27 protein-coding genes are annotated in these 26064 nt (G+C 66.7%); 25 read left to right on the plus strand and 2 right to left on the minus strand.

The window, feature by feature from the left end; all coding sequences use genetic code 11:
• Nucleotides 1-124 precede the first annotated feature (124 nt).
• Entirely contained in the window at nt 125-400 is a 276-nt protein-coding gene (locus ACZ5Z2_RS03680) for a helix-turn-helix domain-containing protein (protein WP_464760631.1), read from the minus strand.
• Nucleotides 401-537: 137 nt separating this feature from the next.
• On the opposite strand from ACZ5Z2_RS03680, the gene ACZ5Z2_RS03685 reads away from it, so the two are divergent.
• The 22 genes from ACZ5Z2_RS03685 (at nt 538) to ACZ5Z2_RS03790 (ending at nt 15912) form a co-directional block, all read left to right on the plus strand.
• Nucleotides 538-954: a helix-turn-helix domain-containing protein gene (locus ACZ5Z2_RS03685; protein WP_464760632.1), complete on the plus strand. Its 417-nt coding sequence runs from the start codon at nt 538-540 to the stop codon at nt 952-954.
• A gap of 94 nt (nt 955-1048) precedes the next feature.
• The gene (locus ACZ5Z2_RS03690; RefSeq protein ID WP_464760633.1) at nt 1049-1447 is read left to right on the plus strand and encodes a hypothetical protein; all 399 of its coding nucleotides are present in this window, start codon (nt 1049-1051) and stop codon (nt 1445-1447) included.
• 356 nt (nt 1448-1803) lie between these two features.
• Nucleotides 1804-2430 (plus strand): hypothetical protein, encoded by a 627-nt coding sequence (locus tag ACZ5Z2_RS03695; protein WP_464760634.1) that lies wholly within the window; start codon nt 1804-1806, stop codon nt 2428-2430.
• A gap of 116 nt (nt 2431-2546) precedes the next feature.
• Entirely contained in the window at nt 2547-2876 is a 330-nt protein-coding gene (locus tag ACZ5Z2_RS03700) for a putative holin (protein ID WP_464760635.1), read from the plus strand.
• Complete coding sequence (locus ACZ5Z2_RS03705; RefSeq protein WP_464760636.1) at nt 2873-3571, plus strand: transglycosylase SLT domain-containing protein; 699 nt, start codon at nt 2873-2875, stop codon at nt 3569-3571. Before ACZ5Z2_RS03700 ends, ACZ5Z2_RS03705 begins: the two co-directional genes overlap by 4 nt.
• Complete coding sequence (locus ACZ5Z2_RS03710; RefSeq protein WP_464760637.1) at nt 3568-4002, plus strand: hypothetical protein; 435 nt, start codon at nt 3568-3570, stop codon at nt 4000-4002. The genes ACZ5Z2_RS03705 and ACZ5Z2_RS03710 overlap by 4 nt, the downstream gene beginning before the upstream one ends.
• Before the next feature lies 1 nt (nt 4003).
• Nucleotides 4004-4240, plus strand: coding sequence for a hypothetical protein (locus ACZ5Z2_RS03715; RefSeq protein WP_464760638.1), 237 nt, complete (start codon nt 4004-4006; stop codon nt 4238-4240).
• Nucleotides 4240-4647: a hypothetical protein gene (locus ACZ5Z2_RS03720; RefSeq protein WP_464760639.1), complete on the plus strand. Its 408-nt coding sequence runs from the start codon at nt 4240-4242 to the stop codon at nt 4645-4647. The genes ACZ5Z2_RS03715 and ACZ5Z2_RS03720 overlap by 1 nt, the downstream gene beginning before the upstream one ends.
• Nucleotides 4644-4934: a hypothetical protein gene (locus ACZ5Z2_RS03725; RefSeq protein WP_464760640.1), complete on the plus strand. Its 291-nt coding sequence runs from the start codon at nt 4644-4646 to the stop codon at nt 4932-4934. Before ACZ5Z2_RS03720 ends, ACZ5Z2_RS03725 begins: the two co-directional genes overlap by 4 nt.
• Nucleotide 4935: 1 nt before the next feature.
• Nucleotides 4936-5517 carry a phage protein Gp27 family protein gene (locus ACZ5Z2_RS03730; RefSeq protein WP_464760641.1) on the plus strand — a complete coding sequence of 194 codons (582 nt, stop codon included), beginning with the start codon at nt 4936-4938 and terminating at the stop codon, nt 5515-5517.
• Nucleotides 5514-7181, plus strand: a complete 1668-nt coding sequence (locus tag ACZ5Z2_RS03735; protein WP_464760642.1) for a hypothetical protein — start codon at nt 5514-5516, stop codon at nt 7179-7181. Before ACZ5Z2_RS03730 ends, ACZ5Z2_RS03735 begins: the two co-directional genes overlap by 4 nt.
• Before the next feature lie 4 nt (nt 7182-7185).
• A complete protein-coding gene (locus tag ACZ5Z2_RS03740; RefSeq protein WP_464760643.1) occupies nt 7186-8688 on the plus strand; it encodes a hypothetical protein in 1503 nt (500 codons plus the stop codon).
• Nucleotides 8689-8690: 2 nt separating this feature from the next.
• Nucleotides 8691-9554: a hypothetical protein gene (locus tag ACZ5Z2_RS03745; RefSeq protein ID WP_464760644.1), complete on the plus strand. Its 864-nt coding sequence runs from the start codon at nt 8691-8693 to the stop codon at nt 9552-9554.
• 86 nt (nt 9555-9640) lie between these two features.
• Nucleotides 9641-9943: a hypothetical protein gene (locus ACZ5Z2_RS03750; protein ID WP_464760645.1), complete on the plus strand. Its 303-nt coding sequence runs from the start codon at nt 9641-9643 to the stop codon at nt 9941-9943.
• Nucleotides 9933-12263 carry a phage major capsid protein gene (locus ACZ5Z2_RS03755; protein WP_464760646.1) on the plus strand — a complete coding sequence of 777 codons (2331 nt, stop codon included), beginning with the start codon at nt 9933-9935 and terminating at the stop codon, nt 12261-12263. Before ACZ5Z2_RS03750 ends, ACZ5Z2_RS03755 begins: the two co-directional genes overlap by 11 nt.
• Nucleotides 12264-12322: 59 nt before the next feature.
• Entirely contained in the window at nt 12323-13006 is a 684-nt protein-coding gene (locus ACZ5Z2_RS03760) for a hypothetical protein (protein WP_464760647.1), read from the plus strand.
• A gap of 11 nt (nt 13007-13017) precedes the next feature.
• Nucleotides 13018-13527, plus strand: a complete 510-nt coding sequence (locus ACZ5Z2_RS03765) for a hypothetical protein (RefSeq protein WP_464760648.1) — start codon at nt 13018-13020, stop codon at nt 13525-13527.
• Nucleotides 13524-13988, plus strand: coding sequence for a hypothetical protein (locus ACZ5Z2_RS03770; protein ID WP_464760649.1), 465 nt, complete (start codon nt 13524-13526; stop codon nt 13986-13988). The genes ACZ5Z2_RS03765 and ACZ5Z2_RS03770 overlap by 4 nt, the downstream gene beginning before the upstream one ends.
• 22 nt (nt 13989-14010) lie before the next feature.
• On the plus strand, nt 14011-14193 hold the full coding sequence (locus ACZ5Z2_RS03775; RefSeq protein WP_464760650.1) for a hypothetical protein: 183 nt from the start codon (nt 14011-14013) through the stop codon (nt 14191-14193).
• A gap of 3 nt (nt 14194-14196) precedes the next feature.
• Nucleotides 14197-15138, plus strand: a complete 942-nt coding sequence (locus ACZ5Z2_RS03780; RefSeq protein ID WP_464760651.1) for a phage tail tube protein — start codon at nt 14197-14199, stop codon at nt 15136-15138.
• A gap of 82 nt (nt 15139-15220) precedes the next feature.
• Nucleotides 15221-15559 carry a hypothetical protein gene (locus ACZ5Z2_RS03785; RefSeq protein WP_464760652.1) on the plus strand — a complete coding sequence of 113 codons (339 nt, stop codon included), beginning with the start codon at nt 15221-15223 and terminating at the stop codon, nt 15557-15559.
• 74 nt (nt 15560-15633) lie between these two features.
• Nucleotides 15634-15912 (plus strand): hypothetical protein, encoded by a 279-nt coding sequence (locus ACZ5Z2_RS03790; RefSeq protein WP_464760653.1) that lies wholly within the window; start codon nt 15634-15636, stop codon nt 15910-15912.
• Here ACZ5Z2_RS03790 and ACZ5Z2_RS03795 read toward each other — a convergent pair.
• Complete coding sequence (locus ACZ5Z2_RS03795; RefSeq protein WP_464760654.1) at nt 15890-16081, minus strand: hypothetical protein; 192 nt, start codon at nt 16079-16081, stop codon at nt 15890-15892. The genes ACZ5Z2_RS03790 and ACZ5Z2_RS03795 overlap by 23 nt on opposite strands.
• A gap of 17 nt (nt 16082-16098) precedes the next feature.
• Between ACZ5Z2_RS03795 and ACZ5Z2_RS03800 the strand changes: the two genes are divergently transcribed.
• The 3 genes from ACZ5Z2_RS03800 to ACZ5Z2_RS03810 are packed head-to-tail and all read left to right on the plus strand — an operon-like array spanning nt 16099 to nt 26062.
• Nucleotides 16099-21324: a tape measure protein gene (locus ACZ5Z2_RS03800; RefSeq protein ID WP_464760655.1), complete on the plus strand. Its 5226-nt coding sequence runs from the start codon at nt 16099-16101 to the stop codon at nt 21322-21324.
• Nucleotides 21321-22619, plus strand: coding sequence for an Ig domain-containing protein (locus ACZ5Z2_RS03805; RefSeq protein WP_464760656.1), 1299 nt, complete (start codon nt 21321-21323; stop codon nt 22617-22619). Before ACZ5Z2_RS03800 ends, ACZ5Z2_RS03805 begins: the two co-directional genes overlap by 4 nt.
• Nucleotides 22616-26062: an SPRY domain-containing protein gene (locus tag ACZ5Z2_RS03810; protein WP_464760657.1), complete on the plus strand. Its 3447-nt coding sequence runs from the start codon at nt 22616-22618 to the stop codon at nt 26060-26062. Before ACZ5Z2_RS03805 ends, ACZ5Z2_RS03810 begins: the two co-directional genes overlap by 4 nt.
• Nucleotides 26063-26064 lie beyond the last annotated feature (2 nt).

A 26064-nucleotide genomic window follows, 5' to 3' on the forward strand; every position in this document is an offset into this window, starting at 1 on the left:
GAGCAGCATGCAGGCTGGGCAATGCTCCGCATGCAGCGGGATGTATCGCCCGAGGCGGAACAGCTCGATGCGCTGTCCGCGATGTTCGCAGGTACGGCTGGTGGCCATGTCGAGGCGCCCCCGCTCAGCCGGCCAGCGCGCGGAGCGCGTCGGCGATCTCGCTCTTTTCGATGGAGCGGCGGCTGCGTGGTTGGGCGTTCGGGCCGTACCACTGGGGCCACAGCTCGGCCAGAGGCAGGCGCGTGGCGGTGGCGATGCGCACTTCGATCTTCTTGCTGCGCGCGATGCCTTCGATCACCTGGTACACCTGCGAGGGTGCGCAATGGCCGCACTGCCGAGCGATATCGGCCTGCGAGACGCCGCGCAGCTTCAGGAGGGCTTTGATGACGGACGGTTGCATGCGATGAGGTGACCTGTAGGCGTGTGCGCGATCGTTCGCGCTATAGAAATGAAGTTGCTAACGCAGATTAAGTTGACGAGTGAATTGAACTATGGAATTTGACGACATGTCAACTCCCTTGCCTTCGCGGGGGCGGTATGCACCCTGCTGAGATCAAGGCAGCCTTGGCTATCAAGGGGTTTTCGCAGGTGAGCGCGGCCGACGCGTGTGGTGTGACCCGCTCTGCCGTGAGCATGGTCGTCAACGGTCGTGGCCGAAGTAAGCAAGTCGAGGATTGGATCGCCGCCGCGACCGGTCGCACACTGCTGGAGCTATGGCCGCAGTGGTACGGCGAAGGCGAGCTGACCTTGTCCGATGACGAGCGCCAGTTGGTTCTGGTCTATCGCGATTTGAGCGCCGCCGACCGACATCGGCTGCTTGGAATGGCTCAACACGGCCTGCCGCGCGAGGGAGAGTCGCGAGCACGCGGCCACCAGGTGTTCGCTGGTGGAGGCAGCATCGCAGCAGGTGGCAGTGTGCATATTGGCCCCGGCTCCGGGGCGCGCAAGAAATAGCGATACATTCCTACGCAGCCTGTAGGCGAAGGCCCACAGCACATCGCGAGGTTTCCAACCCAGAATCGAGACTCAGCACGCAACAGGGGGCGTCATGAGCAAGCTCGGCAAGATCGTTGCCTTCAGCTTTATTGCGGGATTCGTCGCTGCAGCGGGCGCTGCCACTGCCGTCTACGCAATGCGCGGTATCAACAGTCATGCCGTCGATTTCTTGGATGGCGTGCAGCACTGGAGCGAGTACCAGGAAGCACAACATGCGGTGTTGAGCGTCTTGACCGATCCGGATTCAGCCAAGATCCGCGGCATGTTCATCTATGCCGCGTATGACGGGCACTACGTGTGCGGGCAAGTGAACGCGCGCAATCGCATGGGCGGGTACGTCGGATATCGCTGGTTCTATGTTCATTCTGGCGTCGCAACGATTCGTGATCCGGACGATCCGCATCGCACTGCGCTCAGCATTTGGTGCGGCAATAACGCACCGACCGATTGACGTCACCTATAGGGGGTGTGATGCGAATGAAACGAACGCTTTTACCGTGCTGCTTGGCATGGTTGCTATCTGCGTGCATGGCTGACACCACTTACACAGGCTCTTGGCAGAGCAGTGGCCCGCAGTATGTCGCCATTGCATCGGTGCTCGCACAAAATCATGCGAATGATTGCGGTGAGTTTTATTACAAGCTCGCGGATGGGAGTGCCGATCCAGGCAAGGCGTTGGTGTATTGCACGTTGCAACGTCCAACTTGGCATGCCTATCTGGTGGGCTACAAGTCAGGAGTATTCCAGCCACTCGGAAGCTTGCCACAGCCTCCACCAAATTAAACGTCGGATGCCACAGGGGGCACCATGCAAGACACCCAAACATCTCCTGCGTCGCGGGTGCGTGCGCGGCATCGCAGTGTGGCCGCCGGTCGCGATGCGAACATCGGCGAATGGCACGCGCACCACGGCAACCAACTCACGAGCCAGGGCGACCTTCGCGTGGCGGGACGCGACTATCACGAGCATCACCATCATGACGCCGACGTGGTCGATCCGTGGTTCCGCGAGCTGCAGCATCGCTTCGCCAAGCACGCCAGCAACCCCCGCTGCATGCACTGTGACCATTGCGGCCTGCAGGGCCAGCCGCCCAAGACCGACACCTGCCGTTACTGTGGCAATGACATAGGCGCAGAGCACCGGATCCGCGAAGCGGCCGAAGCGCGTCGGAAGTGGTGGCTGCGCCGGCTGGGAGACATGCGCTTTGGGTTGTGTTTCGTCGTGGCCGTGCTGGCCGTGAGCTTGATCCTTTACAACTATCCGAAGCTGTTGGACGGCCGGGCAAACACCACCGCGGGTGGCCTGCTGGGCATCGTGCTGTTCACTGGCTTCCTGGAGCAGCTGGTCATGCGCGTAGAGCTGTGGATGCAGCACATCGTGCCGCGCTGGATGCGACAACATCGCCTTGGCTGGCTGTTGCGCGATCCAAACTGAGTACAGGTCGTGGTAGCGTAGATGCCGATGGCTAGGCCTGCGCATCGTCCCTGATGCCTCCGTTTAATAGGCCACACTAAAAGATTCACCACCCGTGCATGGGGCATTTTCGCCCCATGAACACGAACTCACTCCCCGCACGTTTCTGGCGCCGCCTGCAGGCGGTGTGGCCCACCTTGCGCGACAAGCTGCGCGCCTCGCCGCTGCTGCTGTTCGGCGCGGCCACGTTCGTCGTGGTGCTGGTGCTCAACCCCGCCAAGGCCGGCCTGCTGATCTGGGGCGTGGCGCGCATCGGCGTGTACGCGTGGCTGGGCTACTGGGTGGATCGCGTCATCTTCCCCTACGCGCGCCCGCACACGCTCACCGGCATCGCCGAGGGCACCGCGTGGAAGCGGCGCGCATTGATCGTCGCCGCGGCGCTGATCGCCGGGTCGATGCTGCCGTGATCTGGCTCATGGGCCTGTGCTTGGTGCTGATGCTGTTGCTGTGGGTTGCCGCGGCGCGCAAGCCACAGCAGTTGCGCTGGCTGCTGCTGATGATGCTGGTCTATGCCTGCATGCTGGCGTGCTGCCCCGCATCGGCGGCGGACGGCGTGCGCATCCCCGCCGAGTCGGTGCGCTACCGCATGCAGCTGCAGCGGGCCGCGGGCGAGCGCTGGGGATTGGATGCGCCGGTGGCGCGCGTGGCCGCGCAGCTGCAGCAGGAATCCGGCTGGGATCCTTCGGCGCGCAGCATCTACGCGCAGGGGCTGGCGCAGTTCATGCCGACGACGGCCGAGTGGTTGCCGTCGATCTGCCCGAGCATCGGCAAGCCCGATCCGTGGGATCCGGATTGGTCGATCCGTGCGGTGGTCTGCTACGACGGGTGGCTGTTCGACCGCGCACCAGGGGCCACGCCCTGCGACCGCTGGGCCATGACGCTCAGCGCCTACAACGGCGGCGAAGGCGCGCGCGACCGCGAGATTCGCCTGGCATACCACGCCCGCGACGAGCCGCCTGTGTGGTTTGGCCTGGTGGCGCGCGTCCAGTCGCGCAGCGCCGTCGCCTGGCACGAGAACCGCGAATACGTGCGCCGGATCCTGCTGGTGCTGGAGCCGGCGTATCTCGCAGCGGATTGGCCTGGCACGAGGGTCTGCCCATGAAGTACGTGTATGTCTTGCTCGCGCTGCTGGCGCTGGCCGGCGCGCTGGAATGGCACGGCCACCACCGCGGCTACGACGACGGCGTGGCTGCCACGCAGCAGGCCGCGCAGGCCGATGCCGAGCAGATGCGCGCCGAACGCGACGCCGCCGCGCAGACACTGGCCGACGTGCGCCATCAGCTTGCCGACCAGAAAGCCGCATTGCGCAGCAACGCGAACTATGCCGATGCGGCCATCGCCGATCGCAACCGCCTGCAGCGCCAGTACGACCAGCTGGTGGCGCAACGAAAGACCCAGAACGAGGAAGCCGCCCATGCGAACGCCGCATGCACGGGCCTTGTGCATCTGCCTGTGTGTCCTGCCGTGGCTGAGCGGTTGCGGATTCACCCGGCAGGCCACACGCCCGATCCCAAAACCGTGCCCAGTCATTGAAGTGCCGCTCCCGGCGTGGCGGCCGCTGCCCGCGCAGCTCACCGCACCGCTGCCCGAGCCCGCGCCGCCGCCCGCGCATTGCCGCGACGAGCACGGCCAGCCGGCCGTGTGCGTGCTCGATGCGTTGAACTGGATCGAGGACTGGCGCGGCGTGCTGCACCAGGCCAATGCCGACCGCGCCACCGCCGCGAAGATTGCCGCACCACCGCCATCCGTTGCGCCGCCGGGGGACAAGTAATGCCATTCGACCTGCAGAGCCTGGTTGCCTGGGCCGCCATCGTGTCGGCGGTGTGCGCCGTCATCGCGGCGGTCGTGAGCATCAAGGCCTGGCGCAAGACCGAGTCCAAGGATCTGAGCGCCAAGATCGAACGGGGCGATCGCGCCGCGCGGCTGCATGCCGACGAGTCGTCGCGGGAGATCCGCCAGGTGCTGGCGAAGCAGTCCCAGCGGCTGGCCGAGCTGGAGGATGGCGTGGCGCGCATCGAGCAGCAGCAGTTGCACAACCTCACCGCGCGCGACCTCGGCGCCGTGCACGAAAAGATCAACCGGGTGGCCGAGAACCTCGCCGCCAACACGGCCAGCACCAATGCCATGCGCGAGCAGCTGCGCGTGCTGCAGGAACACCTGATGCGGAGCAAGCCATGAACCTCACCGAAGAACAGAGCCAGTTCCGCCGCGGCCGCATCCTGCGCATCCTGTCCGAGAGCAACGACCAGGGCGCCAGCGCGCCGCTGATCCGCAGCATGGTGCGCAGCTGGGGCTACAAGGCCGACGCCGACAGCATCGCCATCGACCTGGCGTGGCTGAGCCGCCACGGCTTTGCCGTGCTGCGCACGCTGGGCGACGTGGAGCTGGCGCGTATCACCCAGGCCGGCCGCGACATCGTCAGCGGCGACCTGGACGTGCCCGGCGTGAAGCTGCTGGAGGACTGACATGGGCCGTCGATCCAGCATCGAGCAGTTGCCGAAGGAGCTGGCCGAGCTGTGCCACCGGCTGATCCGTGAGGGCCGCACGATCCACGAGATCACCGACGCTCTGAACGGGCTGGACGCGGAGGTGAGCAAGTCGGCGGTGGGCCGTTACGTGAAGGGCGCCCGCGAGCAGATGGCGCACTACCGCGAGGCGCAGGCCGTGGCCGGCCAGTGGGTGAGCCAGCTCAGCGAGAACCCCGGCGGCGACGTCAGCGCGCTGCTGGCGGAGATGCTCAAGACGGTCGCGTTCCGCACGCTCGCCGACATCGGCAGCGAGGACGGCCCGCGCGGCAAGGACGGCAAGCCGAAGGCGCCGAACCCGATGGACATCATGTTGCTGGCCAAGGCCATCCGCGACATGGAGGCATCGACCAAGGCGAGCATCGAGCGTCGCGAGAAGATTGAGCGCCAGGCACTGGAGCGCCAGACCAAAGCCGCCGAGAAGGTGGCGAAGAAACAGGGCATGTCGTCGGAGCACTGGGCGCAGCTGCGTGCGCAGTTCCTCGGCATCCCGGTGGAGGCCGATGCCGAGGCCGCGCCGTGACGCCGGAAGAACGCGAGGAAGCCCTGCAGCTGGTGGCGGACAAGCAAGCCGAGCGCGCCGGCGTGGCGCTGGCGCAGGCGCCGGCCTCGGAGATCCCCAGCATCCTGCTGCCGTACCAGGTGCGCTGGCACCTGGACAACGCCGACGTGCGTATCTGCGACAAGGGTCGCCGCATCGGCTTCACCTGGGGCGCATGGGCGCCGGAAGCCGTCGGCGAGGCCGCGCGCGACCAGGGCGGCATGGATCAGTTCTACATGGGCTACAACCAGGGCATGGCCGCCGAGTTCATCGGCGACTGCGCCAACTTCGCGCGCTGGTTCAACGTGGCTTGCAGTCAGATCGACGTGGCCTACGAGAAGGCCATCATCGACAACGAGCGGCGCGACGTTGTGCGCTACAAGATCACGCTGGCCAGCCACCACAAGATCGAGGCGCTCTCGGCCATGCCGTACAACTGGCGCGGTCGCCAGGGGCATGCGCGCATCGACGAGGCCGGCCACATCGACAACCTCGGGCCCGTGATCGACGGCGCGATGGCGTACCTGATCTGGGGCGGGCGTGTATCCATCGGCGGCACGCACAACGGCGAGGACAACCCCTTCAACGACCTGCTCAAGGACGTGAAGGCCGGCAAGCTGCCGTGGTCGCACCATCACGTGCCTTTCAGCCAGGCAGTGCGCGAGGGGCTCTACCGGCGCATCTGCCTGGTGACCAAGAAGCCGTGGTCGCCAGAGGCCGAGGCCAAGTTCGTGGCCGACGTGCGCAGCAAGTACCGCACCAGCGAGGCCGCCGACGAGGAGCTGGAGTGCATCCCCATGCGCGGCACCGGCGTGTATTTCAGCCGGCTGCTGCTGGAGAAGTGCGCAACCGAAGCCGTGGAGGTGCTGCGCTATGCCAGGAAGCCCGAGTTCGTGCTCGACCCGGATCGCCTGCGCATCACCCAGCAGTGGATCGACGACGTGCTCAAGCCGGCGGTGGATGCGCTGCCGCAGGATCGGCGCACAGTGCTCGGCCAGGATTTCGCGCGCGACGGCGATTTGTCGCCCATCGTCATCGGCCAGGCCGTGCCGGCATCGCGCCGCTGGCGCACGCCGCTGCGCGTGGAGCTGCGCAAGGTGCCGTTCGACTGCCAGAAGCTGATCGTGGCGTGGCTGCTGCAACACCTGCCGCTGTTCCACCATGCCAAGTTCGACGCGCGCGGCAACGGCCAGAGCCACGCCGAGGCGGCGCTGCAGCTGGTCGGCCCGCAACGCGTGGAATGCGTGCAGCTCACTGGCGCCTGGTACGACACCTGGTTCCCGCGCTACCACCAGGCGTTCGAGGACGGCGACATCGAGACCTTCGGCGACGAGGACTGGATCGCCGATCACCGCAGCGTGGTGCTGACCAAGGGCAGCCCGCGCATGAGCGATGCCCGTATCAAGGGCAGCGACGGCGGCGACCGCCACGGCGATACCGCGGTGTCCGGCGTGCTGATGTGGGCGGCGGCGCGTCAGGAGGCGCAGCCCGCGGCGGGCGAGTCCGTGGAGGCGGGCACCGACACCTACCGCGCCGGCGGCTTCGGCCGCGGGCTGCAGTCGTCCATGTTCGGCCGCCGGGCCGATCTTCAAAACAGCCCCCAGGAGCGCCGCGCGCGCCCTGGGCGCCACGATGGGACACGGTGAGGCCATGAATGACGCTGTGAATTTTCAGGAAAAGTCCCAGCCACGGTTCTTCGGTCGCCTGCTGGGCTGGTTTGCGGGTGCAACCCCGGAATCGACCGAATCCGATGCCAAACCTCTGCGCGAAGCCGCCGGTACCACGGTCGATGCCGACGAGGAAGGATGGCGCCGCCTGACCGGCGACGGACGTCGCGATCTCACCCCGCTCACCCAGCAGCGCATGCAGCGCCTGGCGCATTACCAGTGGGAGACCAACCTGCTGGCGAACCGGCTGATCGAGCTGCCGGTGGCCTACCTGCTCGCCGGCGGCGTGCGGCTCACGGCGAAGGACGACGATGCGCAGCAGATCCTCAAGCGGCACTGGAACGACGGCCTCAATGCCTGGGATCTGAAACTGCCCAAGCGCGTGCGCGAGCTGGGGCTGTTCGGCGAGCAATGCTACCCGGCGTTTCGCGACGCGAACACGGGTTTCGTGCGGCTGGGCTATCTCGATCCGGCGCTCATCGAAACCGTGGTGACCGACCCGGACAACCGCGAGCAGCCCATCGGCATCGTGACCAAGAAGGACAAGAAGGGCATCGCCAAACGCTACCGCGTGATCGTCAACGTGCCCGAGACGGCGTTCGCCGAAACCGCGCGGGCCATCCGGGCCACCTGCACCGACGGCGATTGCTTCTACTACCGGGTGAACGACCTCAGCAGCGCCAGCCGCGGCCGCAGCGACCTGCTGGCGCAGATCGACTGGCTGGATGCCTACGACCAGTACCTTTTCGGCGAGCTGGACCGCGCCAGCTTCCTGCGCGCCTTCGTGTGGGACGTGACGTTGACCGGCTCCTCGCCCGACGAAGTGAAGGAGCGCGCCAAGCACATCACCGCGCCGCCGCCCGGCAGCGTACGCGTGCACAACGACAGCGAGGCCTGGGAGCCGAAGGCGCCGAGCCTGCAGGCGGCCGATGCCGCCGAAGGCGCGCGCCTGTTCCGCAACCACATCCTCGGCGGCGCCACGCAGCCGGAACACTGGTTCGGCGGCGCGGAGAACGTGAATCGCAGCACCGGCGACAGCATGTCCGAGCCCACCGAGAAGGTGCTGGCGATGCGCCAGAGCCTGGTGGGCTACATGCTCGCCGACATCGGCCGCTACGTGCTGCGCAGCGCCTGGGATGCGCTCGACCGGGAGCTGACGGACGCGGAGCAGGACATCCTCACCGACGTGGAAGTGGCGTGGCCGGAAATGACCAGCAAGGACATCACCAAGTACGCCGCCGCGATTATGCAGGTGGTGTCGGCCATCGCCGGGTTGCTGGAGGAAGGGCTTGTCACCCGCGAAACGGCCTTGCGCCTGGTGACGGCGCTGGCCGACCGGCTGGGCGTGACCATCGACGTGGAGGCCGAGCTGGAAGCGGCCACCAAGGAACATGCCGACCGCGGCGGTGGCGAGCTGCTGGGCTTTCCGCTTCGCACTACGCCGAAGGCGACCCCGGACGACAGCGTCGGCGCCGACGCGTCCTGACGATGGACGCTGACGAACGCGCCCGCCGCTTCGCGGCGTCGGCCAGCTCCGAGTCGGGCTCGCTGCCGCGCGTGCAGAAGGACGTGCTGGCCGAGATCATCAAGCAGCTCGGTATCGCGCAGCAGCTGGTGATCGCCCAACTTTCAGCATCGCCCAGCCAGGCGGCGCAACGCCGCCTGCGCCAGCTGCAGCGCGAGATCGAGAACGCGATGGAAGATTTTCGCCAGGCCGCCCTGGCGGCCAGCACGCAGGGCGCCGACACGGCCTGGAGCGGCGGCATCCGCGCGATCAGCGCGCCGTTCGACGCCGCCGGCGTGGCGCTCAGCGGCTTGCGCATCGACGCCGGCAAACTGATGGCCAGCAAGCGGCTGCTGACCGACCGCATCACCGACATCAGCACGCGCGCGCTCAACAAGCTCAACGGCGCGCTGATGCAGCACATCATCGGCGCCGTGCCGCTTTCCGACACGATCACGCAGGTGCAGACGATCCTCGGCGGCGCGCCGCGTGCGCGGGCCATGACCGTGGCCTACACCGAGATCGGCCGCGACTATTCCATCGCGCAGGACGCCGCCATGCAGCAGGCCGGCAGCATCGTGCCGGATCTGCGCAAGCGCTGGCTCAAGAGCGGCAAGCTGCATCCGCGCGTGGCGCACGTGCAGGCAAACAACCAGATCGTGCCCTACAATCAGCCTTACCTGGTCGATGGCGAGAAGCTGCAGTTTCCGCGTGATCCTGCAGGGAGCGCCGGCAATACGATCAACTGCGGTTGCCATTCCATCCCCGTCGTCGACGGCTCCAGTTTCGGCGCCAGCACCATCCGCTTTACCGACGACGGCGCCCTGCGCAAGGTGGTCGAGGTTTAATAGGCTGCACTAAAAGATTCCACGCCCGTGGATGGGCAAAGTCGTCTCCACACCGCATTGCGTGCGGCGAACTGGAGACGACGACGATGCCCCCCAAGTCCAGCGATCCGAAGCCGACGACCGACACCAAGACGCAAACGCCTGCGCCGGCGGCGGATGACGCCAACCAGGCTGCTGCGCCCGCAGCCGATGCGACGGCCGAAGCCGCGTCCGCGCCGGCAGCCGAGCCCACCGGCACCAAGGAATCCCCGAGCAAGGCTGCCAGCGCCTCCGCGCTGAAGAAGCTCGGCATCGAGATCATCGCCGAGGCCAAGCATGCCGAGGATCTGATCTGCCGCGTGCTGAGCGACGGCAAGCGCGTGTGGAAGGAGTTCTTCCATGAAGCGTAAGCCGATCCCGGCGGCGGGTATCGTCGGCGAGACGGCGCTGCGCGAGGCGGCGGCCACCGAGTTCGGCCAGATGATGCAGCTAGTGCGCGCCGCGGTGCAGCGCGTGGATCCGTCGATCTGGAACTTCGGGGCGTTCTATGGCGACCGCGTGATCGTGTGCAACAGCGACGGCCGCCAGTACGCCTACCCGTACACCATCGACGACAACAACCAGGTCACCCTGGGCACGCCCTACGAAGTGGTGTCGCAGCATGTGCCCGCCACGGACATGCGCGAAGCCGCACCGAACAACATGCCGACGGAGAGAGGGAGCGGCCGTATGGAGCGCCGCAAGGATGGCCGGGAGAGCCCGGCCATCCTCCACGGGGATGCCTTCATCGAAGCGGTCGACGGCGAAGACGGCAGCGCGCCCAGCCGCTACCTGGTGCGCGTCATCAAGGCCGGCACCAGCCTCAACGGCGTCACCTACCCCAAGGACGTGCTGCGCGAGGCCGCGCCGTTGTTCGACGGCGTGCGCGTGTTCGTGAAGTCGGACGCCGAGCACATCAAGGGCGGCGGCAAGGATTTCCGCCAGCTGGTCGGACAGCTCAGTGACGCGCGCTACGTCGAGGCCGACGGCGGCCAGATCCTGGCCACGCTCGACGTGCTGGAGTCGAGCGACGTGGCCGCCAAGCTGCGCGAAGCCGTGCAGCGCGGCATGACCAACCTGTTCGGCCTCTCGATCGACGCGAGCGGCAAGAGCAAGACCACCGGCAAGTTCCGCGAGGCCACCCGGCTCACCAAGGTGGCCAGCGTGGATCTCATCATCGAGCCCGGCGCCGGCGGGCAAGTCATCCGTTTCGCCGAAGCTCACCAGGAGACCGACACCATGCTGCGCCAGCAGATGATCAACGACATCGCCGCCCGCGACCCGAAGCGCGCGGAAGGGCTGGCCGACGCCAGCGACGAGGCTGTGCTGACCGCGTACCGCGAAGCGGTGGCGGCGCCGACCAAGGACAACGACATCCAGGGCGGCATCACCGCCGAGCAGGTGCAGCAGCAGATCCGCATGGTGGAGGCCCGCGCCGATGCGCGCGTGGCCATCGCCGGCAGCAAGCTGCCCGCGCCCGTGCAGGAGCGGCTTGTCCAGCGCTTCGTCGAAGCCGCCAGCTTCACCGCGCAGGATGTGACCGACGCCATCGATGGCGAGCGCAAGTTCCTCGGCCGGTTGGTCGAGGGCGCGCAGGTGCGTGGCCTGGGCGAAGGCATCGAGATGGGCGAAGGCCGCGCCGAGAAGGTCGGGAAGATGCTGGACGATTTCTTCGACCGTTCCAAGCGCTCGATGTCGTTCCGCGAGTGCTACATCGAGATCACCGGCGACCGCAAGGTGACCGGCCTGCTGCGCGACATGGACATGGATCGCCTGCGCGAAGCGGCGGGCGAACGCGCCTTCCGCGAGGCGATCTCCTCGACCACCTTTGGCGACGTGCTGGGCGATTCCATCACCCGCGCGATGATCCGCGAATACGCCAACCTGCCGACCTGGAGCGACTGGCGCTGGCTGTGCGACATCGTGCCGGTGCATGACTTCCGCACGCAGGAGCGTACCCGCGTGGGCGGCTTCGGCGATCTTCCGGCCGTGGCCGAAGGCGCGGCCTACACCGAGCTGAACCCACCGGATGACGAAGCCGCGAGCTATGCCGCTTCCAAGCGCGGCGGCTTGCAGACAATCACGCTGGAAACCATCGCCAACGACGACGTGGGCTTGATCCGGCGCATCCCGCTCAAGCTGGCCACGTCCGCCGGGCGCACGCTGTACAAGTTCGTCTACAAGTTCCTGGACGCCAACGCGGTCATCTACGACACCAAGGCATTGTTCCATGCCGACCACGGCAACCTGGGCACCACGGCGTTCTCGGCGGCCAGCTTCGCGGCGGCGCGCCTGGCAATGTTCCAGCAGACCGAGCTGAGCAGCAACGAGCGTCTGGGCATTCCGATGCGCCACCTGGCGATCCCCAGCGATCTGCAGCAGACCGCCTACGACATGTTCCAGCGTGCGACCAACCTGGACAAGACCTTCGTGCAGAGCCAGGACCCGACGGTGCATGTGGTCACGCACTGGACGGACGCCAACAACTGGTACGCCACCGCTGACAACGCGGACGTGCCGCTGATCGAGCTGGGCTTCTACAACGGCAACGAGGATCCCGAGTTGTTCGTGCAGGATCAGCCCACCTCGGGCAGCGTGTTCACGAACGACAAGATCACCTACAAGATCCGCCACATCTACGGCGGCACTGTCCGCGATTACCGCGGCTTCTACGGCGCCATCGTCGCCTGATCGCTTCGCTTGCGTGCAACCGGCCACGGATGGCCCCTTCTTCTTCGACGACGACTCCCATGTCCCTTGCCGACATCCAGACCCTGGTGGACGACCTGGTGCGCGACCGCGACCAGGTGGTCACCTCCGATCAGCGCGACGCCGCAATCACCGCGGCGCTGGCGCGCTATTCGGTGGATCGGCCGCGGCAGGTCGTGGTGGACGTCGTTTCCGCCGGCGGCCAGCGCATCGCGCTGCCGGCCGGCTTCACCGACGATTCGAGCCTTATCGGCATCGAATACCCGGTGGGCCAGATCCCGACCAGCGAGCTGCCGATGGGCGACGTGTCGATCTACGCCGCGCCCACGGAACGCCAGCTCGACCTGCCCGTGGTGACGGTGGACGGCGACACCTTGCGCGTTACCTACACCGCCGCGCACCTGCTCGATGCCGACGACGACACCGTGCCGGCGAAGCATCGCCAGGCGCTGGCCAGCCTGGCCGCGAGCATCGTGTGCGGACAGCTGGCCAGCTACTACGCCAGCGAAGGCGAGGCCAGCATCCAGGCCGATACGGTGGACTACAAGGACAAGAGCCAGCGCTGGCGCCTGCGCCAGAAAGACCTGGCGTCGGACTACGTCGACGTCGTGGGCCCCGCGCCCAGCGACCGCGCGCAGCCGGCCAGCGTGACGGTGCCACTCCAGCGCACGAATGCGCTGGGCGGCCCGCGTCTGTTCCACCCCACCCGCTACTGGCCGCGCTGATGGATATCGCGATGACCACCGGCGACCTCGACGGGCTGCTCAAGCTCTGGCAGCGCGCGCCCGAGATCACCGCCGAGGAAATGCAGCGCTCGACGACCGAGGCCGACCTGCTCTGGCAGGGCGAGCTGATGCAGAAGCTGCCGCGCGGCGCCGGCGGTTTGCACGGCGCCGGCCTGACCAGCTCGATCTTCCGCGAGGAGCACGTGTTGGCCGACAGCGTGATCGGCCTGGTGGCCACCAACGAACCCTATGCCGAATACGTGGAGACGGGCACCAAGCCGCATCCGGTCGGCGAGAGCGCCATCCAGTCGCTGGCCGACTGGGCGCAGGCGCGCATCGGCCTGGACGAGAAGGCCGCCAAGGATGCCGCCGAGGGCATCGCCTGGAAGATCCGCCACCACGGCACGCCGGCGCAGCCCGTCTGGCAGACGGTCTACAAGACCAAGCTGGGCGAAGTGAAGGCCAAGCTGGCGCAGGGCGTGCAGCGCATCGTGCAGCGCCTGGCCGGAGGTGCGGCATGAGCGCCAACACCGACATCCGCGCCGCCATCGTTGCCGTGATGCAGGCCGTGCCGGACATCGGCATCGTGCAGAACCGCGAGCGCTACGCCAAGAGCCTGGCCGACCTCAAGCCGTTCTACAGCACGCCAACGCTGGGCCTGCGCGGCTGGTTCGTGCGGCGCATCGCCGTGGCCGAGCGCGACCGCGTGCTGCCGCGCTCGAACGAATACACGCGCTGGCGCATCCAGGGCGTGATGGCGTTCGACGATGCCGCGGCCAGCGAGCTGGTGTTCGACGACCTGGTCGAGCAGCTGCGCGATGCCTTCCGCGCGAACGACACGCTCAGCGGCACCGTGAACCAGTGCGCGCTGCCCGACGGCAGCGAGGCCGGCCTGCAGCTGCTCGATGCCGGCACGGTGAGCTTTGCCGGCGTGGTGTGCCACAGCGCGCGACTGCAGCTCACCACGCAACGCCTTCTCTGATTTCACCGCGAGGACATCCGCCATGACCACCGTGTACCGCGACAAGCAAGGCAACGTGACCCGCACCGACGCCGGCACGCAGCCGCGTGCGCGCAAGCCCCAGCCGGCCGCACCGGCGCCCGCGCCCAGCCCGGCGCCTGCGCCCGCGCCGACCACCAGCAACAAAGCCGCAGCTACCCCGAGCCCGGCACAGACGGAGAAGTAAGCCATGACCCTGCGCGCCAAAACCCTACTCGTGATCGCGATGGCGGAGGTGACCTACGGCACGGCCGTGGCTGCCGCCGGCACCGGCGCGATCGTCACCAGCAACGCCCAGCTCAGTCCGCTGGAAGGCTCCACGGTGAGCCGCAACCTGGACCGGCCCACCTTCGGCAACGACCTGCAGCTGCATGTAGGCACGCACGTGATGTTGCAGTTCGACGTGGAGCTGGTGGGCAGCGGCACGCTGGGCACCGCCCCGGCGTGGGGCCCCTTGCTCAAGGCCTGCGCGGTGAAGGAGACCGTGACCGCCGCCACCTCGGTGGTCTATGCCCCCGACTCGGCCAGCACCGAATCGCTCACGCTGTATTTCAACATGGACGGCCAGCAGCACATGCTGACCGGCGCGCGCGGCACCTGGACGTTGTCGGTGGAGAGCGGCCAGATCCCGCATTTCACCTTCACGTTCACCGGCATCTACAACACGCCGGCCAGCGTGGCGGCGATCGCGCCGGCCGCGGGCTGGGCCAAGTTCAAGGTGCCGGTGCCGGTGACCTTCGACAACACGCAGGAGGTGACCCTGCACACGCTGGCCAGCGTGTTCAAGACGCTGAGCTTCGACTGCGGCAACACCGTCACGTACTTCGACAACCCCGGCGAGCAGGAAGTGGTTATCACCGACCGCGCCAGCAAGGGCAGCATCTCCATCCTGGCGCCGGCGATCAGCGACAAGAACTACTTCGAGAGCACCAAGAACAACGAGCTGGGCAACCTCAGCTTCGCGCACGGCACGGACGACACGCTGCGGGTGGTCTTCAACTCCACCCAGGCGCAGCTGCTCACGCCGAAATACGGCAACGATTCCGACCGCGCCACGCTCGACGCCGACCTCAGCTTCGTGCCCACCGACGCCGGCGACGACGAATGGGAGCTGCGCCTCGAAGCCGCGTGATTCCCCCGAGGGGCGCCGCTGGCACAGGGCGCCCATTTCTTCCACCCGCAACACCGTTCCACCCCACACAAGGACACACGCAATGTCTCTGCAATTGAAAAAGGTCGAAACGTTCAAGACCCGCGTGGACGTCGTCTTCCCCGACGGCTCCAAGGGCGACTACCAGGGCGAGTTCAAGTACTACACGCGCCCGCAGCTCGACGAGCTGATGGCGGAGAGCCTGCCCGACCGCGACTTCGTGGAGCGCGTGCTGGTGAACGTCACCGGCATCGTGGACGACGACAAGCAGCCCGTGCCCTTCACCGTGGTGCTGCCGTCGATCCAGGACGATCTGGCGCTCAGCTCGGCCACGATCCGCAGCTTCTGGCAGGCGCTGGGCGGCGCGCCCGCAAAAAACTCGCCGACGTCGCGCGGGCGCTGACCACCGGCGCGGCGTGGCATGGGCAGGGCGAGAGCCTGGCCGAGCAGCTCCGCGCGATCGGCGCGCCTGCCGACGTGGTGGCGGAGGCCGAGACGGCCGCCGCCACCGACACGTCGGACGTGATCGAGGTGCTGGCCTGCAACTGGGTGGCGGTGGCGGTGTTCCAGGCCTGCCAGCTCACCCGCCTGGTGGGCATGACCAAGGTGGTGTGCACGGGCATTGCCGCACTGGAGATCGTCGCCGCGCTTCAGCTATGCGGCGTGCCGCAGCAGGACTGGCACGAGGTGGGCGACGGCGCGCGGCTGATGGGCCTGGCCGCCGCCAAGGCGATCAACGAAGCAGGCGCCAGGTAGCGCGCAGCACGAGAAAGACGAGGTAGACGATGACCGCGCCGAACAGCAAGCCGCAGACCCAGCCTGCCGACCGCGTGGCCACCACCGCCAGGATGATCGCCCAGCCGGCCAGCACGGCCGGCACGGCGATGCGGGCGGGGATCGGTGGCGTGGGCTTGTTCTGCGGCATGGGCGGAGTGTAGCGCGATGGCCGATTACACGCTGGCGCTCAAGATCACCGGCGACGGCCGCCTGGCCGTGCAGGCCGTGAACGAGGTGACCGACGCCACCAAGGGCATGGGGCAGACCGCCGCCAGCGCCAGCAACGCGGCGGCGCAGAGCTTCAGGATCGCCGGCAACGCCGCGGTGAGCATGGACGCGCAGATCCAGCGCACCATCAGTACCGTCGGGCACTGGGCCGCCGCCATCGGCAGCCTGCACGTGGCGAAGGAGTTCGCCGCCGAGGTGGTGGAGGCCAGCAACAAACTGATCGGCTGGCAGTACGGCCTGCAGGCCGCCACCGGCAGCACACAGAAGGCCGCCGATGCGCTGGGCTACGTGCGCAGCATCTCGGACAAGCTCGGTACCTCGATCGTGCAGAACGCCGATGCGTTCACTCAGCTCGCGGCGGCCACGCGCAACACCTCGCTGGAAGGCGCGAAGACGCAGGAGATCTTCACCGCGGTGAGCGAGGCCGCACGATCACTGCACCTGTCGTCGCAGCAGACCGCCTCCGCATTGCTGGCGCTCAACCAGATGGTGAGCAAGGGCACCATCCAGGCGCAGGACTTGAAGCTGCAGCTTGGCCAGGCGCTGCCTGGCGCGGTGAAGCTGCTGGCCGATGCGCTGGGCGTGTCCACGCAGCAGCTGGACAAGATGATGGATGCGGGGCAGATCCTCAGCGAGGATGCGCTGCCCAAACTCGCCGCCCAGCTGCATGCCGTGTACGGCGCCACCGCGGCGGAAGCATCCAGCGCCGCGCCGGCGCAGATCGAGCGCCTGAAGAACGCCATCTTCGACCTGAAAACAGCTATCGGCGATGCTGGCTTCATGGATCTGGTCGGCGAGGGTGCGAAGGCCGCCACCGTCGGTATCAAGGCGCTGGGCGACAACATCGAGGCGGTGGAAACCATCGTGGTGACGTTTGCCGCGGCGCGTACCGCCAGCATGGTCGCCGCGCAACTTTCGCAAGCGCAAACCGCCAAGCAGGCCGCCGCCGAACTGTCCGCCGCAGAGGCTGCCGAGGTAGAAACCACCGCCGAACTGGCCAAGCTGCGTGCGCTGGAGCTGGTGACCCCCGGCGTACTCAATTTGACGCGCGCCGAAGGAGCATTGGCGCTGGCCCAGGCACGCACTGCCGCCGCCACCGAAGCCGCCACGGCGGCTGGCGTGGGCCGGGTGGGCTTGCTCGCGCGCATGGGTAACGGGTTGCTGGCCTTGGTGGGTGGCCCGATCGGTGCCGTGGTGCTCGGCCTCGGCGCACTGGCGGCGGCGTGGGTGGCCGTGAACGAGGCGGAGCAGCGACGCCAGGCTGCCTTCAAGGCCACGCTCGACCAGATGGACGAAGCGAACCAGAAGGCGCAGGCGTTGCACGTCACGCTGACCAGCCTTGCGAACACGCCGCCGCTGGCGGATTCGGTCAAGACCCTGCTGGACGACTACGACCAACTCGCCAAGGCGCAGGATGCCGTGGCGCAGAAGCAGGCGCAGATTGCAGCGCTACGCCAGAGCCAGCAGTTCTCCGGCTCGGTCGGTGGCGCCAGCGGCCTCGCGGCCAATTCGAGCTATTCGCGCGAGCTGCAGGACGAGGAACGTGAGCTGACGCAGCTCACGTCTAAGGTCGACGACCTGCGCACGTCCAGCAATCTGCTGGGCGATGACATGCAACAGCGTTTCGCGCCCGCGCTGCAGGTGGCGATCAGCAAGCTGGGCGAATTGCGCAATGCCGCCAGCCTCAAGGACGTGTTCAACGACCTGATGGGAGGCGCGAGCGCCTACGCGGGATCCGTGGACAAGATCGTCAGTTCGGACGTGCAGGCCCAGTCGCTGGCGAAGAAGATCGCCGAGCAGCAAACCGAAGTGGCCACCAAGCTGCAGACGGCCGGCAAGACGCAGGTTCAGATTGCGCAGCAGGAAGCCAAGGCGCAGATGGATGCGGCGAAGGCCGCGAACTGGACGCCGGCCGCGCTGGCGAACCAGCAGAAGCTCAACCAGGCCTACGTGGATTCGGTGGCCAAGCTGCAGGCGCTATCCGCCAAGCACAAGGATCTGACCAAGGTCGACCAGGAATACCAGGAAGCCGAGCGCCAGCTGGCGCAGAAGGCGGCCGAGGCCGTCAACACCTACATCAACAAGACCGAGACGCCGCTGCAGCAGGCGTGGAACGACTACGCCACCGTAGTGCGCAACGTCGCCCAGGCCGAAGGCGAACGCATCCAGAAGGCCATTGACGCGGCCAAGGCCGGCGACAAGAACGTGGACGTGGCCAAGGTGGAGGCCGATGCGCAGCGCGCCACCGCGCAAGCCATCGACGATCTCTCTGCCGCGCGCGATCGCAACGTCGAAGCGGCGAAGCGGCAGATGGATGTGGCCGGCAAGATGATCCAGCAGCTCCAGCAGGAAGCGCAGCTCTCGACCATGAGCGCGCGCGACCAAGCGATAGCGCGCGCGGGGCTGGAATACGAACAGCAGATGCGGGAGAAGAACTACGGCCTGACGAACGACCAGATCCAAGCCAACAAGGCACTCGTGGAACAGGCGGCCGCCTCCGCCTACGACATGCAGCAGTACGCGCAGCAGCAGAACCAGATCGCGCAGGAGTTCGCGGGGTTCTGGGAGAACGGCGCCAGCTCCATCGCCAAGGCCTTCGGCGACCTGATCACCGGCCAGACCAAGAGCTGGAAGGATTTCTACAGCAACATCAAATCCATCACGCAGCAGTTCGTGAGCGACCTCATCTCGCAATACCTGCGCCTGCATGTGATCGGGCCGCTGCTCTCCGGCGCCATGAGCACCGTGGCCAGCTGGCTCGGCATCACCGGCGACCTGAGCGGCAGCATGCTGTCGCTGGCCGGTGGCTATTACGGCGGCGGCAGCACGCTGGGCACCACGGCGGGTTCGGTGGGCACTGGCGCCACGGGCGCGGGCGCAGCCGGTGGCGCGAACACCTACGCAGGCTTCCTGCAGAACGGCGTCAGCGCCTACAAGGCCTACCAGTGGGCATCCACCGGCGGCCTGTGGGGCAGCGCCGGCACGTCGTCGCTGTCGGCGCAGGCCGGCACCGATGCAATGGGCATCAACCTGCCGGGCGGCCAGATGGCCTACGTGGGCAGTAATGGCCTGATGGTGGGATCCGGCGGTTATGCGCCCGTCGGCGGCGTGGGCTGGGGCGGTGTGCCTTATGCCAGCTATGCCGGCGGCCTGATGGGCGCCTTGTACGGCATGCACCAGGGCGGCGGCGGCATCAGCACGGGCATGAGCACCTTGAGCTACGGCGCGCTGGGCGCGGGCATCGCGGGCACGGCGGCGGGCGTAGCCGGCGGCGCGTCGCTGGGTACCGCGGCTACCAGCGCGTTCGGCGCGGCGGCAGCGAGCACTTCGTGGATCCCGATTGTAGGTTGGATCATGGCGGGCCTGGCCGCACTCGATCACTTCTCCGGCGGCAAGGTGTTCGGCACCGGTTGGTCGCCGGCGCAGTCGAACGTGAACCTAGGCATCAGCCCGGACGGCAGTACGGCTAGCGCGAACGAGCTGCTATGGAAGTACAAGGGCCAGACGGGCCTCAGCCTCGGCGGCTTCCTCACCGGCGGCCTGTCGCAGCTCAGCTGGTGGGGCGACAAGAAGACCAAGACCGAGCAGTTGGCGGTAACGCCGGAAATGCTGCAGGCCGCGCAGCAGCTCTACGACAACGTGGAGAAGGTGCTGGTATCCGGCGCCACGAAACTGGGCATGGCCGTGCCCGACATGATCACCGCGTCGCTCACTGCGCAAACCACCTACAACAAGAAGGGCAAGGCGCAGGGCACCGATTACCTTGTCACTTACCTCGGCCAGACCTGGAAGGAAGCCACCGCCGATGCCGCCGCCGAGCGCATCGGCGCCGACGCACTGCTGTCCGTCGTGGCCGCCAGCGCCGGCGACGTGGCAAACCAGATCGCCAAGCAGTGGCAGGACAGCGCCGACACGCTGCAGGACGGCGTGCAGACGTTGCTGCAGGCGCAAGCCGATATCGTCCACGGCAACAGCTTCGTGGCGCTGGGCACCGGCGCCACGCTGAAAGAGGTGATCGGCTTCGTGCAAGGCCTGCAGGCCGACGGCGAGAAGCTGGCCGATACGTACACGCGCCTGATGCAGGCCAGCCAGGCCTACGAGCAGTTCGTGGGCCAGTTCCAGCCCACCAGCAACAACTTCGGCGCCAGCCTGGAAGCAATCGCCAAACAGATGCAGGCGAACATCGACCAGGCCAACCAGCTCGCGCAGGCGGCGGGCATGCAGGCCGCGGCGGAAAGCGACTTGGCCAACATCCACGAGGCTGCCGCCGAGCAGGCCGCCACCGCGATCGCGCAGCTCAGCAGCTCTGCGCAGGATCTCGCCGCCAAGCTGTACGACGTGAGCAATAACACGCTCTCGGCCGTGTCCGCCCAGCTCGACAAGCTGCAGGGCAAGACGCAGACCGCGCTGCAGCTCGCCATCGGCGACAACTCGCCGCTCAGCGGGAAAGAGAAGCTCGATCTCGCGCTCAGCGGCCTGCGCAGCGGCCTCACCAGCGCCGACGACGTGCTCTCGCTGGGCCGCTCGCTCTACTCCAGCAGCGCCGACTACACCGGCCTCTACAACCTGGTGCAGTCCATCGTGGGTGGCAGCTCCGACGGCACGTCGCAGAGCGTGCAGGACATGGTGAAGCAGTACAACGCGTTGTCGTCGCAGCAGCAGAACCTGCAGGCGCAGGCCAATGCCACCCAGCGCTTCAGCGATGCCAAGACGCTGGCGCAGTACGTCGCCGAGATCAGCTCGGTGCACGGCATCGGCTACACCGAGGCCGCACAGGGGCTGGGCTTCAACCTCAACGACCTGGCCAAGGATCTCGGCGTGCAGAACATCACGGGCTACCTCGACAGCCTGAAGCTGCAGGACGTGGCCGGCAGCGCGATGGGCGACAGCGCCAGCATCGTGGATGCCATCCAGAAGCTGGGCCGCGATCTGATCGCCACGCTCACGGGTGCGCCGATCACGAGTGCCACCGGCGTTGCCGCCAGCACCAACACCGCCACGGCGGAACAGACCGCATTGCTGAAGTCGATCGATCAGCGCCTGGCTGCCATCGAGGGCAGCACCAGCGACACGGCGTCGACGAACAAGAGCATGGCCAACAACACGAAGAGCGACCTGCTCAACCGCCTGGCCAGCTCGCCGCGCGCGGGGCTGACGGCATGACGCGGCGCATCGTGCTGGTGGACATCGGCGAAGGGTTGTCGCTGAGCGGCGTGCTGCCCAGCGTGGCGTTGCATGCGGCCTATTCGGCGAAGCTGGTGGCGCGCGGCGGTGTGGCGCCGTACACGTTCACCACGGCCAGCACGCTGCCTGAGGGGCTGACGCTGGATCGGGCGACGGGGGTGTTCTCGGCGCCGGATGTGGCTACGCCGGGGACGTTTGCCATTGTGGTGACGGTGATGGATTTGAGTGGGGCGACGGCAGTACGGACGTTTTCGCTACAGGTCGTACCACAACCGCTATCTCTCTCTGGAGATGCGCCAGACAGCACGTACGCGTTGCATTACTCCTATACCTATCAAGCCACTGGTGGCGTACCTCCATACGTTTGGCGCATCGCTGGATCATTGCCGGAAGGTATCAATCTCGACGACGTCACAGGTGAGCTGTCAGGTGTCCCGATGACGACTGGGGATTTTGCCTGGTCGATCTCTTGCTCCGACTCGAATGGTGCTGAGGCTACGATCACCGATGGCATGAATGTGACTTGGTACCCAAGTGCTCTGTTTGTGTCGGATACCGTGGGGGGATGGTGGGATCCTTCCGATCTATCGACTCTGTTCCAGGATGCTGCCGGGACTATCCCGGTCACTACGGCGGGACAAGCCGTGTCCAAGATGCTCGACAAATCGGGGAATGGACTGCATTGGAGCTGCGCGGCAACGCTCGCCATCGACGTGGACGGGACACCTTATCTCGCGTTCGATGGAAGCACCTCTCATGCCAGCTTTGGTGCTATAGGCGGAGGGCTGCTACGCCACCTCACGATGGCGAATTCGCTGCATAGCACGAGCGGGACGCAGATATTTTTGGAGTCCAGCACCAACTACAACAATGCGCCTTACGGCCAGCTCCTGATCTCAATCGAAGATGGATCGTCCAAAGCGTCCCAGCGGGTAAACGGATCCACCAATCAGAGCATCGCGTACACGCAGAAGCAATTTGGATCCTCAACGTTCAAAACGGTGTCGTCGTATGAGTTTGACCGTACACAGACCACTGTTTCCCAGCAGATCAGAGGCTGGGCAAATGGAAGCGAAATATCAGGAGCGATGACGTACCCCGCTGACGGACATGGCCTCGAATTTCCGTCCTCCACACACTACGTGGCCGCGCGAGCGGGCAATTCGTTTTTCACAGGCATGGATTGGTACGGCGGTGTCTATCTCAATCGGGTGCTGACCGCTGCTGAATTCAATTTGCTGGTCGACTTCATGCGCCAACGGATAGGCACATGAGCCTACGCTTCTCAATTTTCGACCAGTCCTTGCTTGGTACAAGTTTGGAGCTAGAGCAGTCTGGGACTGTGCTCACCGTGACCGATGTCGCCGACATCAATCGCACCGCGCTTGTGATCCAGCCGCAGGCCTCTGGTCGCTGGTACGCCGAACTGCTGGTCTTCGGCACAGGCGACCTGCTGGCCAGCCTTGGCATCGCGCGGGCCGGCGCCTCGCTGGCGACCTATGCTGGCGGCGACGCCAACGGCTACGGCTACCGGCTCGCTGACGGCGAGATTCACAACGCCGGCGCCAGCGTGGCCACCGTCGCCGCCGCGGCGAAGGGCGACATGATCGGTGTGCTGCTCGATCTCACGACGAGCACGCCCACGGTGACGTGGTATCGCAACGGCCTGCCGGTCAATACGCAGACGCTGGACAGCACCGGCCCGTGGATGCTCGCCGGCAGCCTCGGCGCCAGCGAAGCCTACGGGCTGCGCTGCTTCCTCAATGCCGGACAGCGTGCTTTCGAGTTTGCGCCGAATGGCGTCGATGGCTGGTACGCGCCGACGCAGACCATCCACGGGTTGCAACTGGCCAGCGAGGACTGGCTGAGCGATCCGTCCGACGATGTGCCGAACGCGCGCTATAGCGGCGTTCTGAGCGGCCAGGATAACGAGCTGCGTGCAGTGCGCAGCCTGGACTTCTGGCCGTGGCAGCGCGGCATTAAGACCGGCGCGATGGTGCTGACTGCGCTCGATGCCGACGGCATGTTCGCCGAGCTGCTGGCCAGCGACGTGCGCGACCTACCGGTGCGCATCGGCCGGATCCTGCACGGGCAGACCTACGCCGACCGCGTGAGCCTGTTCAGTGCCGTGATCGACAACGTGACGGCCGTCGACGACCTGCAGCTGAAGCTGACCTGCCGCGACCCGTTGGCGCTGCTGGATGTGCCGCTGCAGCGCTGGCTGATTCGCCCCGACGCCGACGTGAGCAGCGCCAACCAGCCGCGGCCGATCCTGCTCGGCGCCTGCCGCAACGTGCCGTGCCCGCTGCTGGACGCCACCACATACACCTATGCGGTGGCCGATGCGCCGCTGCTGGGCATCGGCTTTGGCCGTGACCGCGGCTATCCGCTCGATCCCGCAGCGGCACCGCCGGACTTCACGCTGGCGACGAACAAGTCGAACATCGTGCTGCATGCGCAGCCGCAGGGTGTGGTGACCATCGACGCATCGAGCGTGGGAGGCCAGCAGTTGCCGGCGCCCAGTGATGACATCCTGGACGGTGCCGGTGCGCCGTTCACCGGCACCGACGGCTCTGCGCCCACCGGCTGGGACGACGTGGGCGCCGAAGTGCCGCAAGCCACGCCCATCCTCAATTCCGGCGCGCTGCAATTTCCCTTGGTACAGGCCCAGCCGACGATCTATGCCAAGGTGCCTGTGTATACCAGTGGGGCCGTGGGCAGCGTGGCTCTGGAGCTGGACTGGATCGACGATGCTGGCAACGTGGTCGGCACCATGACGTCGATGTCAGTGACCGGCACGCAGGCCTGGTCGGATATCGACCTGATCGACACTGCACCTGCTACTGCAGTGACGGCTCGGCTGCGTGTGCCGACCACCAATCACACGGCCGGCATCATCCGCGCGGGCGCCATTGAGGCGTACTACGTACGCTACGGCGACCACACGACCATTGGGCTCACCAACGCTTCGTTCGAGGATGGGCTGAGCGGCTGGACTCCATTGAGCGCAGGATGGTCGCAAATCCCATCGGGTCACCCGATTACGCCGCATTGCGCCTATTTCACCGGCAACGGTGACTCACGGCTGACGAACAACGGTGTAGCTCCAATATCCGCAGGTGCCCGCGTGTTCGCGACGGGGTACATCGCCTTGGATACACGTGGAGGTGGTAAGCCGGCCGGTGCGTTGCGCATCATTTGGCTCGACGCATCGAACAATGAAATTGGCTACGTCCAAAGCGCCGTCGTCCATAAAGGAAATGGTGGCGAGTTCAGCATGGTTTCAGTGGCAGGTACCGCTCCAGCCGGTGCCGCTTATGCTCAACTGGGCATGCAGGCCTATGCTCCGAATTCCCCTCCGTCTGGCCCGCTGTTCGACGAATGCACGATGGATTTCGTCTTGGAGCCGTCTGATGGCGTCCGTACATTGATCGATCTGGGCGACTTCACCCAAGCAGCCAACTGGGTGCTGGGTGCCCAATGGTCACTGCAGCCAGCGGGCGCGAACGGGCCGGATGGCGCGGCCTATGCCGAGCATGCGCCCGGCGCGCCCGGCGTCAGCACTGCGCTGGTGGCAGCGCGCCCGGCCAACGTGCGCCAGGCAGTGAGTTATCTCGGCTGGGCCGGTATCAGCACGGTCAAGATCGGCGCCGGCAAGAGCTATAAGGTGGACATCACCATCGACTCACTGCCGGACGACGGGTTTACCTATATCGCGCTGGCCACCGGTATGACCATCGACTCCGTGCTGGCCAGCTGGAACAAGGCCGGCACCTACGAGGTGACCATCACGAATTCCGACGATGCCGATCACCCCCTCTACCTGCTCTCGATCCCGCTCAGCGCCGGCGGCAGCATCGTGCCGGATCCGCCGGCGGTGAGCAGCATCCAGGTGATGAGCTACGACGACACCTACACCCCTGATCCGCGCGACACCACGCCGGCGTTGCTACAGGCCATCAAGCTGGCCGACTACCTGCACGAGGTGCTCGACGTACGTGGCGCGCAGGCCGGCGTGAGTTGGTCGCAGGATGACGCCGCGGCGATCGACACCGCCACCGGCTACGCCGGCCTCGGCGTCTACCTCGACGGCGGCGAGACCATCGCCCAGGCGCTGGACATGGCGCTGGCCAGCTATACCGCCTGCAAGTGGGCGGATGGGAGCGGCAAGCTGCGGTTCTCCCGCCTGATCGACCCGGCCAGCATCGCCGCTGGCGACCGCGCTGGCACCATCGACATCAACGCGATGGACGGCGACCTGGTGCCGGTCCTGGACACCGCGCCTGGCCTGACCACACAGATGGGCGTGCGCCGCAACTGGGCCAGCCTGAGCGATGGCGACCTGGTGGCGGCCAGCCTCAACTTCCCGCTCGCCGTGCGGCAATCGATGCTGCGCGACTACCAGCAGGTGGCCAGCACTGCCACGCCGCTGGCTGGCGCGTACCGGCACGCGCTCTACGCCGCGCCGGTGGCCAGTTGCTTCGACCAGCAGGCGGATGGCCAGGCCGAGATCGACCGCGTGGCCGCGCTCTACGGCATCCCGCGCTGGTTCTACGCCGTGACCGTGGAGCTTGAGGCACTCCCCGGCCTCGACCTCGGCCAGGTCTGGACGCTCACCTATCCGAAGTACGGCCTCGCCGCCGGCAAGCCGGTGATGGTGATCGACTACGAGCCGGATCTGCTCGCCAACACCGCTAACATCATTCTCTGGGGCTGAGC

It is taken from the genome of Rhodanobacter sp. G1, from assembly GCF_055397855.1.

Excerpts from the sequence above, each read along its gene's own strand:
- ACZ5Z2_RS03695 (WP_464760634.1), top strand. The coding sequence starts at position 1,804 with ATGCAAGACACCCAAACATCTCCTGCGTCGCGGGTGCGTGCGCGGCAT.
- ACZ5Z2_RS03780 (WP_464760651.1), top strand. The coding sequence starts at position 14,197 with ATGACCCTGCGCGCCAAAACCCTACTCGTGATCGCGATGGCGGAGGTG.
- ACZ5Z2_RS03810 (WP_464760657.1), top strand. The coding sequence starts at position 22,616 with ATGAGCCTACGCTTCTCAATTTTCGACCAGTCCTTGCTTGGTACAAGT.
- ACZ5Z2_RS03765 (WP_464760648.1), top strand. The coding sequence starts at position 13,018 with ATGACCACCGGCGACCTCGACGGGCTGCTCAAGCTCTGGCAGCGCGCG.
- ACZ5Z2_RS03795 (WP_464760654.1), bottom strand. The coding sequence starts at position 16,081 with ATGCCGCAGAACAAGCCCACGCCACCGATCCCCGCCCGCATCGCCGTG.
- ACZ5Z2_RS03750 (WP_464760645.1), top strand. The coding sequence starts at position 9,641 with ATGCCCCCCAAGTCCAGCGATCCGAAGCCGACGACCGACACCAAGACG.
- ACZ5Z2_RS03720 (WP_464760639.1), top strand. The coding sequence starts at position 4,240 with ATGCCATTCGACCTGCAGAGCCTGGTTGCCTGGGCCGCCATCGTGTCG.
- ACZ5Z2_RS03740 (WP_464760643.1), top strand. The coding sequence starts at position 7,186 with ATGAATGACGCTGTGAATTTTCAGGAAAAGTCCCAGCCACGGTTCTTC.
- ACZ5Z2_RS03690 (WP_464760633.1), top strand. The coding sequence starts at position 1,049 with ATGAGCAAGCTCGGCAAGATCGTTGCCTTCAGCTTTATTGCGGGATTC.
- ACZ5Z2_RS03755 (WP_464760646.1), top strand. The coding sequence starts at position 9,933 with ATGAAGCGTAAGCCGATCCCGGCGGCGGGTATCGTCGGCGAGACGGCG.
- ACZ5Z2_RS03800 (WP_464760655.1), top strand. The coding sequence starts at position 16,099 with ATGGCCGATTACACGCTGGCGCTCAAGATCACCGGCGACGGCCGCCTG.
- ACZ5Z2_RS03680 (WP_464760631.1), bottom strand. The coding sequence starts at position 400 with ATGCAACCGTCCGTCATCAAAGCCCTCCTGAAGCTGCGCGGCGTCTCG.
- ACZ5Z2_RS03805 (WP_464760656.1), top strand. The coding sequence starts at position 21,321 with ATGACGCGGCGCATCGTGCTGGTGGACATCGGCGAAGGGTTGTCGCTG.
- ACZ5Z2_RS03760 (WP_464760647.1), top strand. The coding sequence starts at position 12,323 with ATGTCCCTTGCCGACATCCAGACCCTGGTGGACGACCTGGTGCGCGAC.
- ACZ5Z2_RS03710 (WP_464760637.1), top strand. The coding sequence starts at position 3,568 with ATGAAGTACGTGTATGTCTTGCTCGCGCTGCTGGCGCTGGCCGGCGCG.
- ACZ5Z2_RS03730 (WP_464760641.1), top strand. The coding sequence starts at position 4,936 with ATGGGCCGTCGATCCAGCATCGAGCAGTTGCCGAAGGAGCTGGCCGAG.
- ACZ5Z2_RS03700 (WP_464760635.1), top strand. The coding sequence starts at position 2,547 with ATGAACACGAACTCACTCCCCGCACGTTTCTGGCGCCGCCTGCAGGCG.
- ACZ5Z2_RS03685 (WP_464760632.1), top strand. The coding sequence starts at position 538 with ATGCACCCTGCTGAGATCAAGGCAGCCTTGGCTATCAAGGGGTTTTCG.
- ACZ5Z2_RS03745 (WP_464760644.1), top strand. The coding sequence starts at position 8,691 with ATGGACGCTGACGAACGCGCCCGCCGCTTCGCGGCGTCGGCCAGCTCC.
- ACZ5Z2_RS03770 (WP_464760649.1), top strand. The coding sequence starts at position 13,524 with ATGAGCGCCAACACCGACATCCGCGCCGCCATCGTTGCCGTGATGCAG.
- ACZ5Z2_RS03725 (WP_464760640.1), top strand. The coding sequence starts at position 4,644 with ATGAACCTCACCGAAGAACAGAGCCAGTTCCGCCGCGGCCGCATCCTG.
- ACZ5Z2_RS03785 (WP_464760652.1), top strand. The coding sequence starts at position 15,221 with ATGTCTCTGCAATTGAAAAAGGTCGAAACGTTCAAGACCCGCGTGGAC.
- ACZ5Z2_RS03775 (WP_464760650.1), top strand. The coding sequence starts at position 14,011 with ATGACCACCGTGTACCGCGACAAGCAAGGCAACGTGACCCGCACCGAC.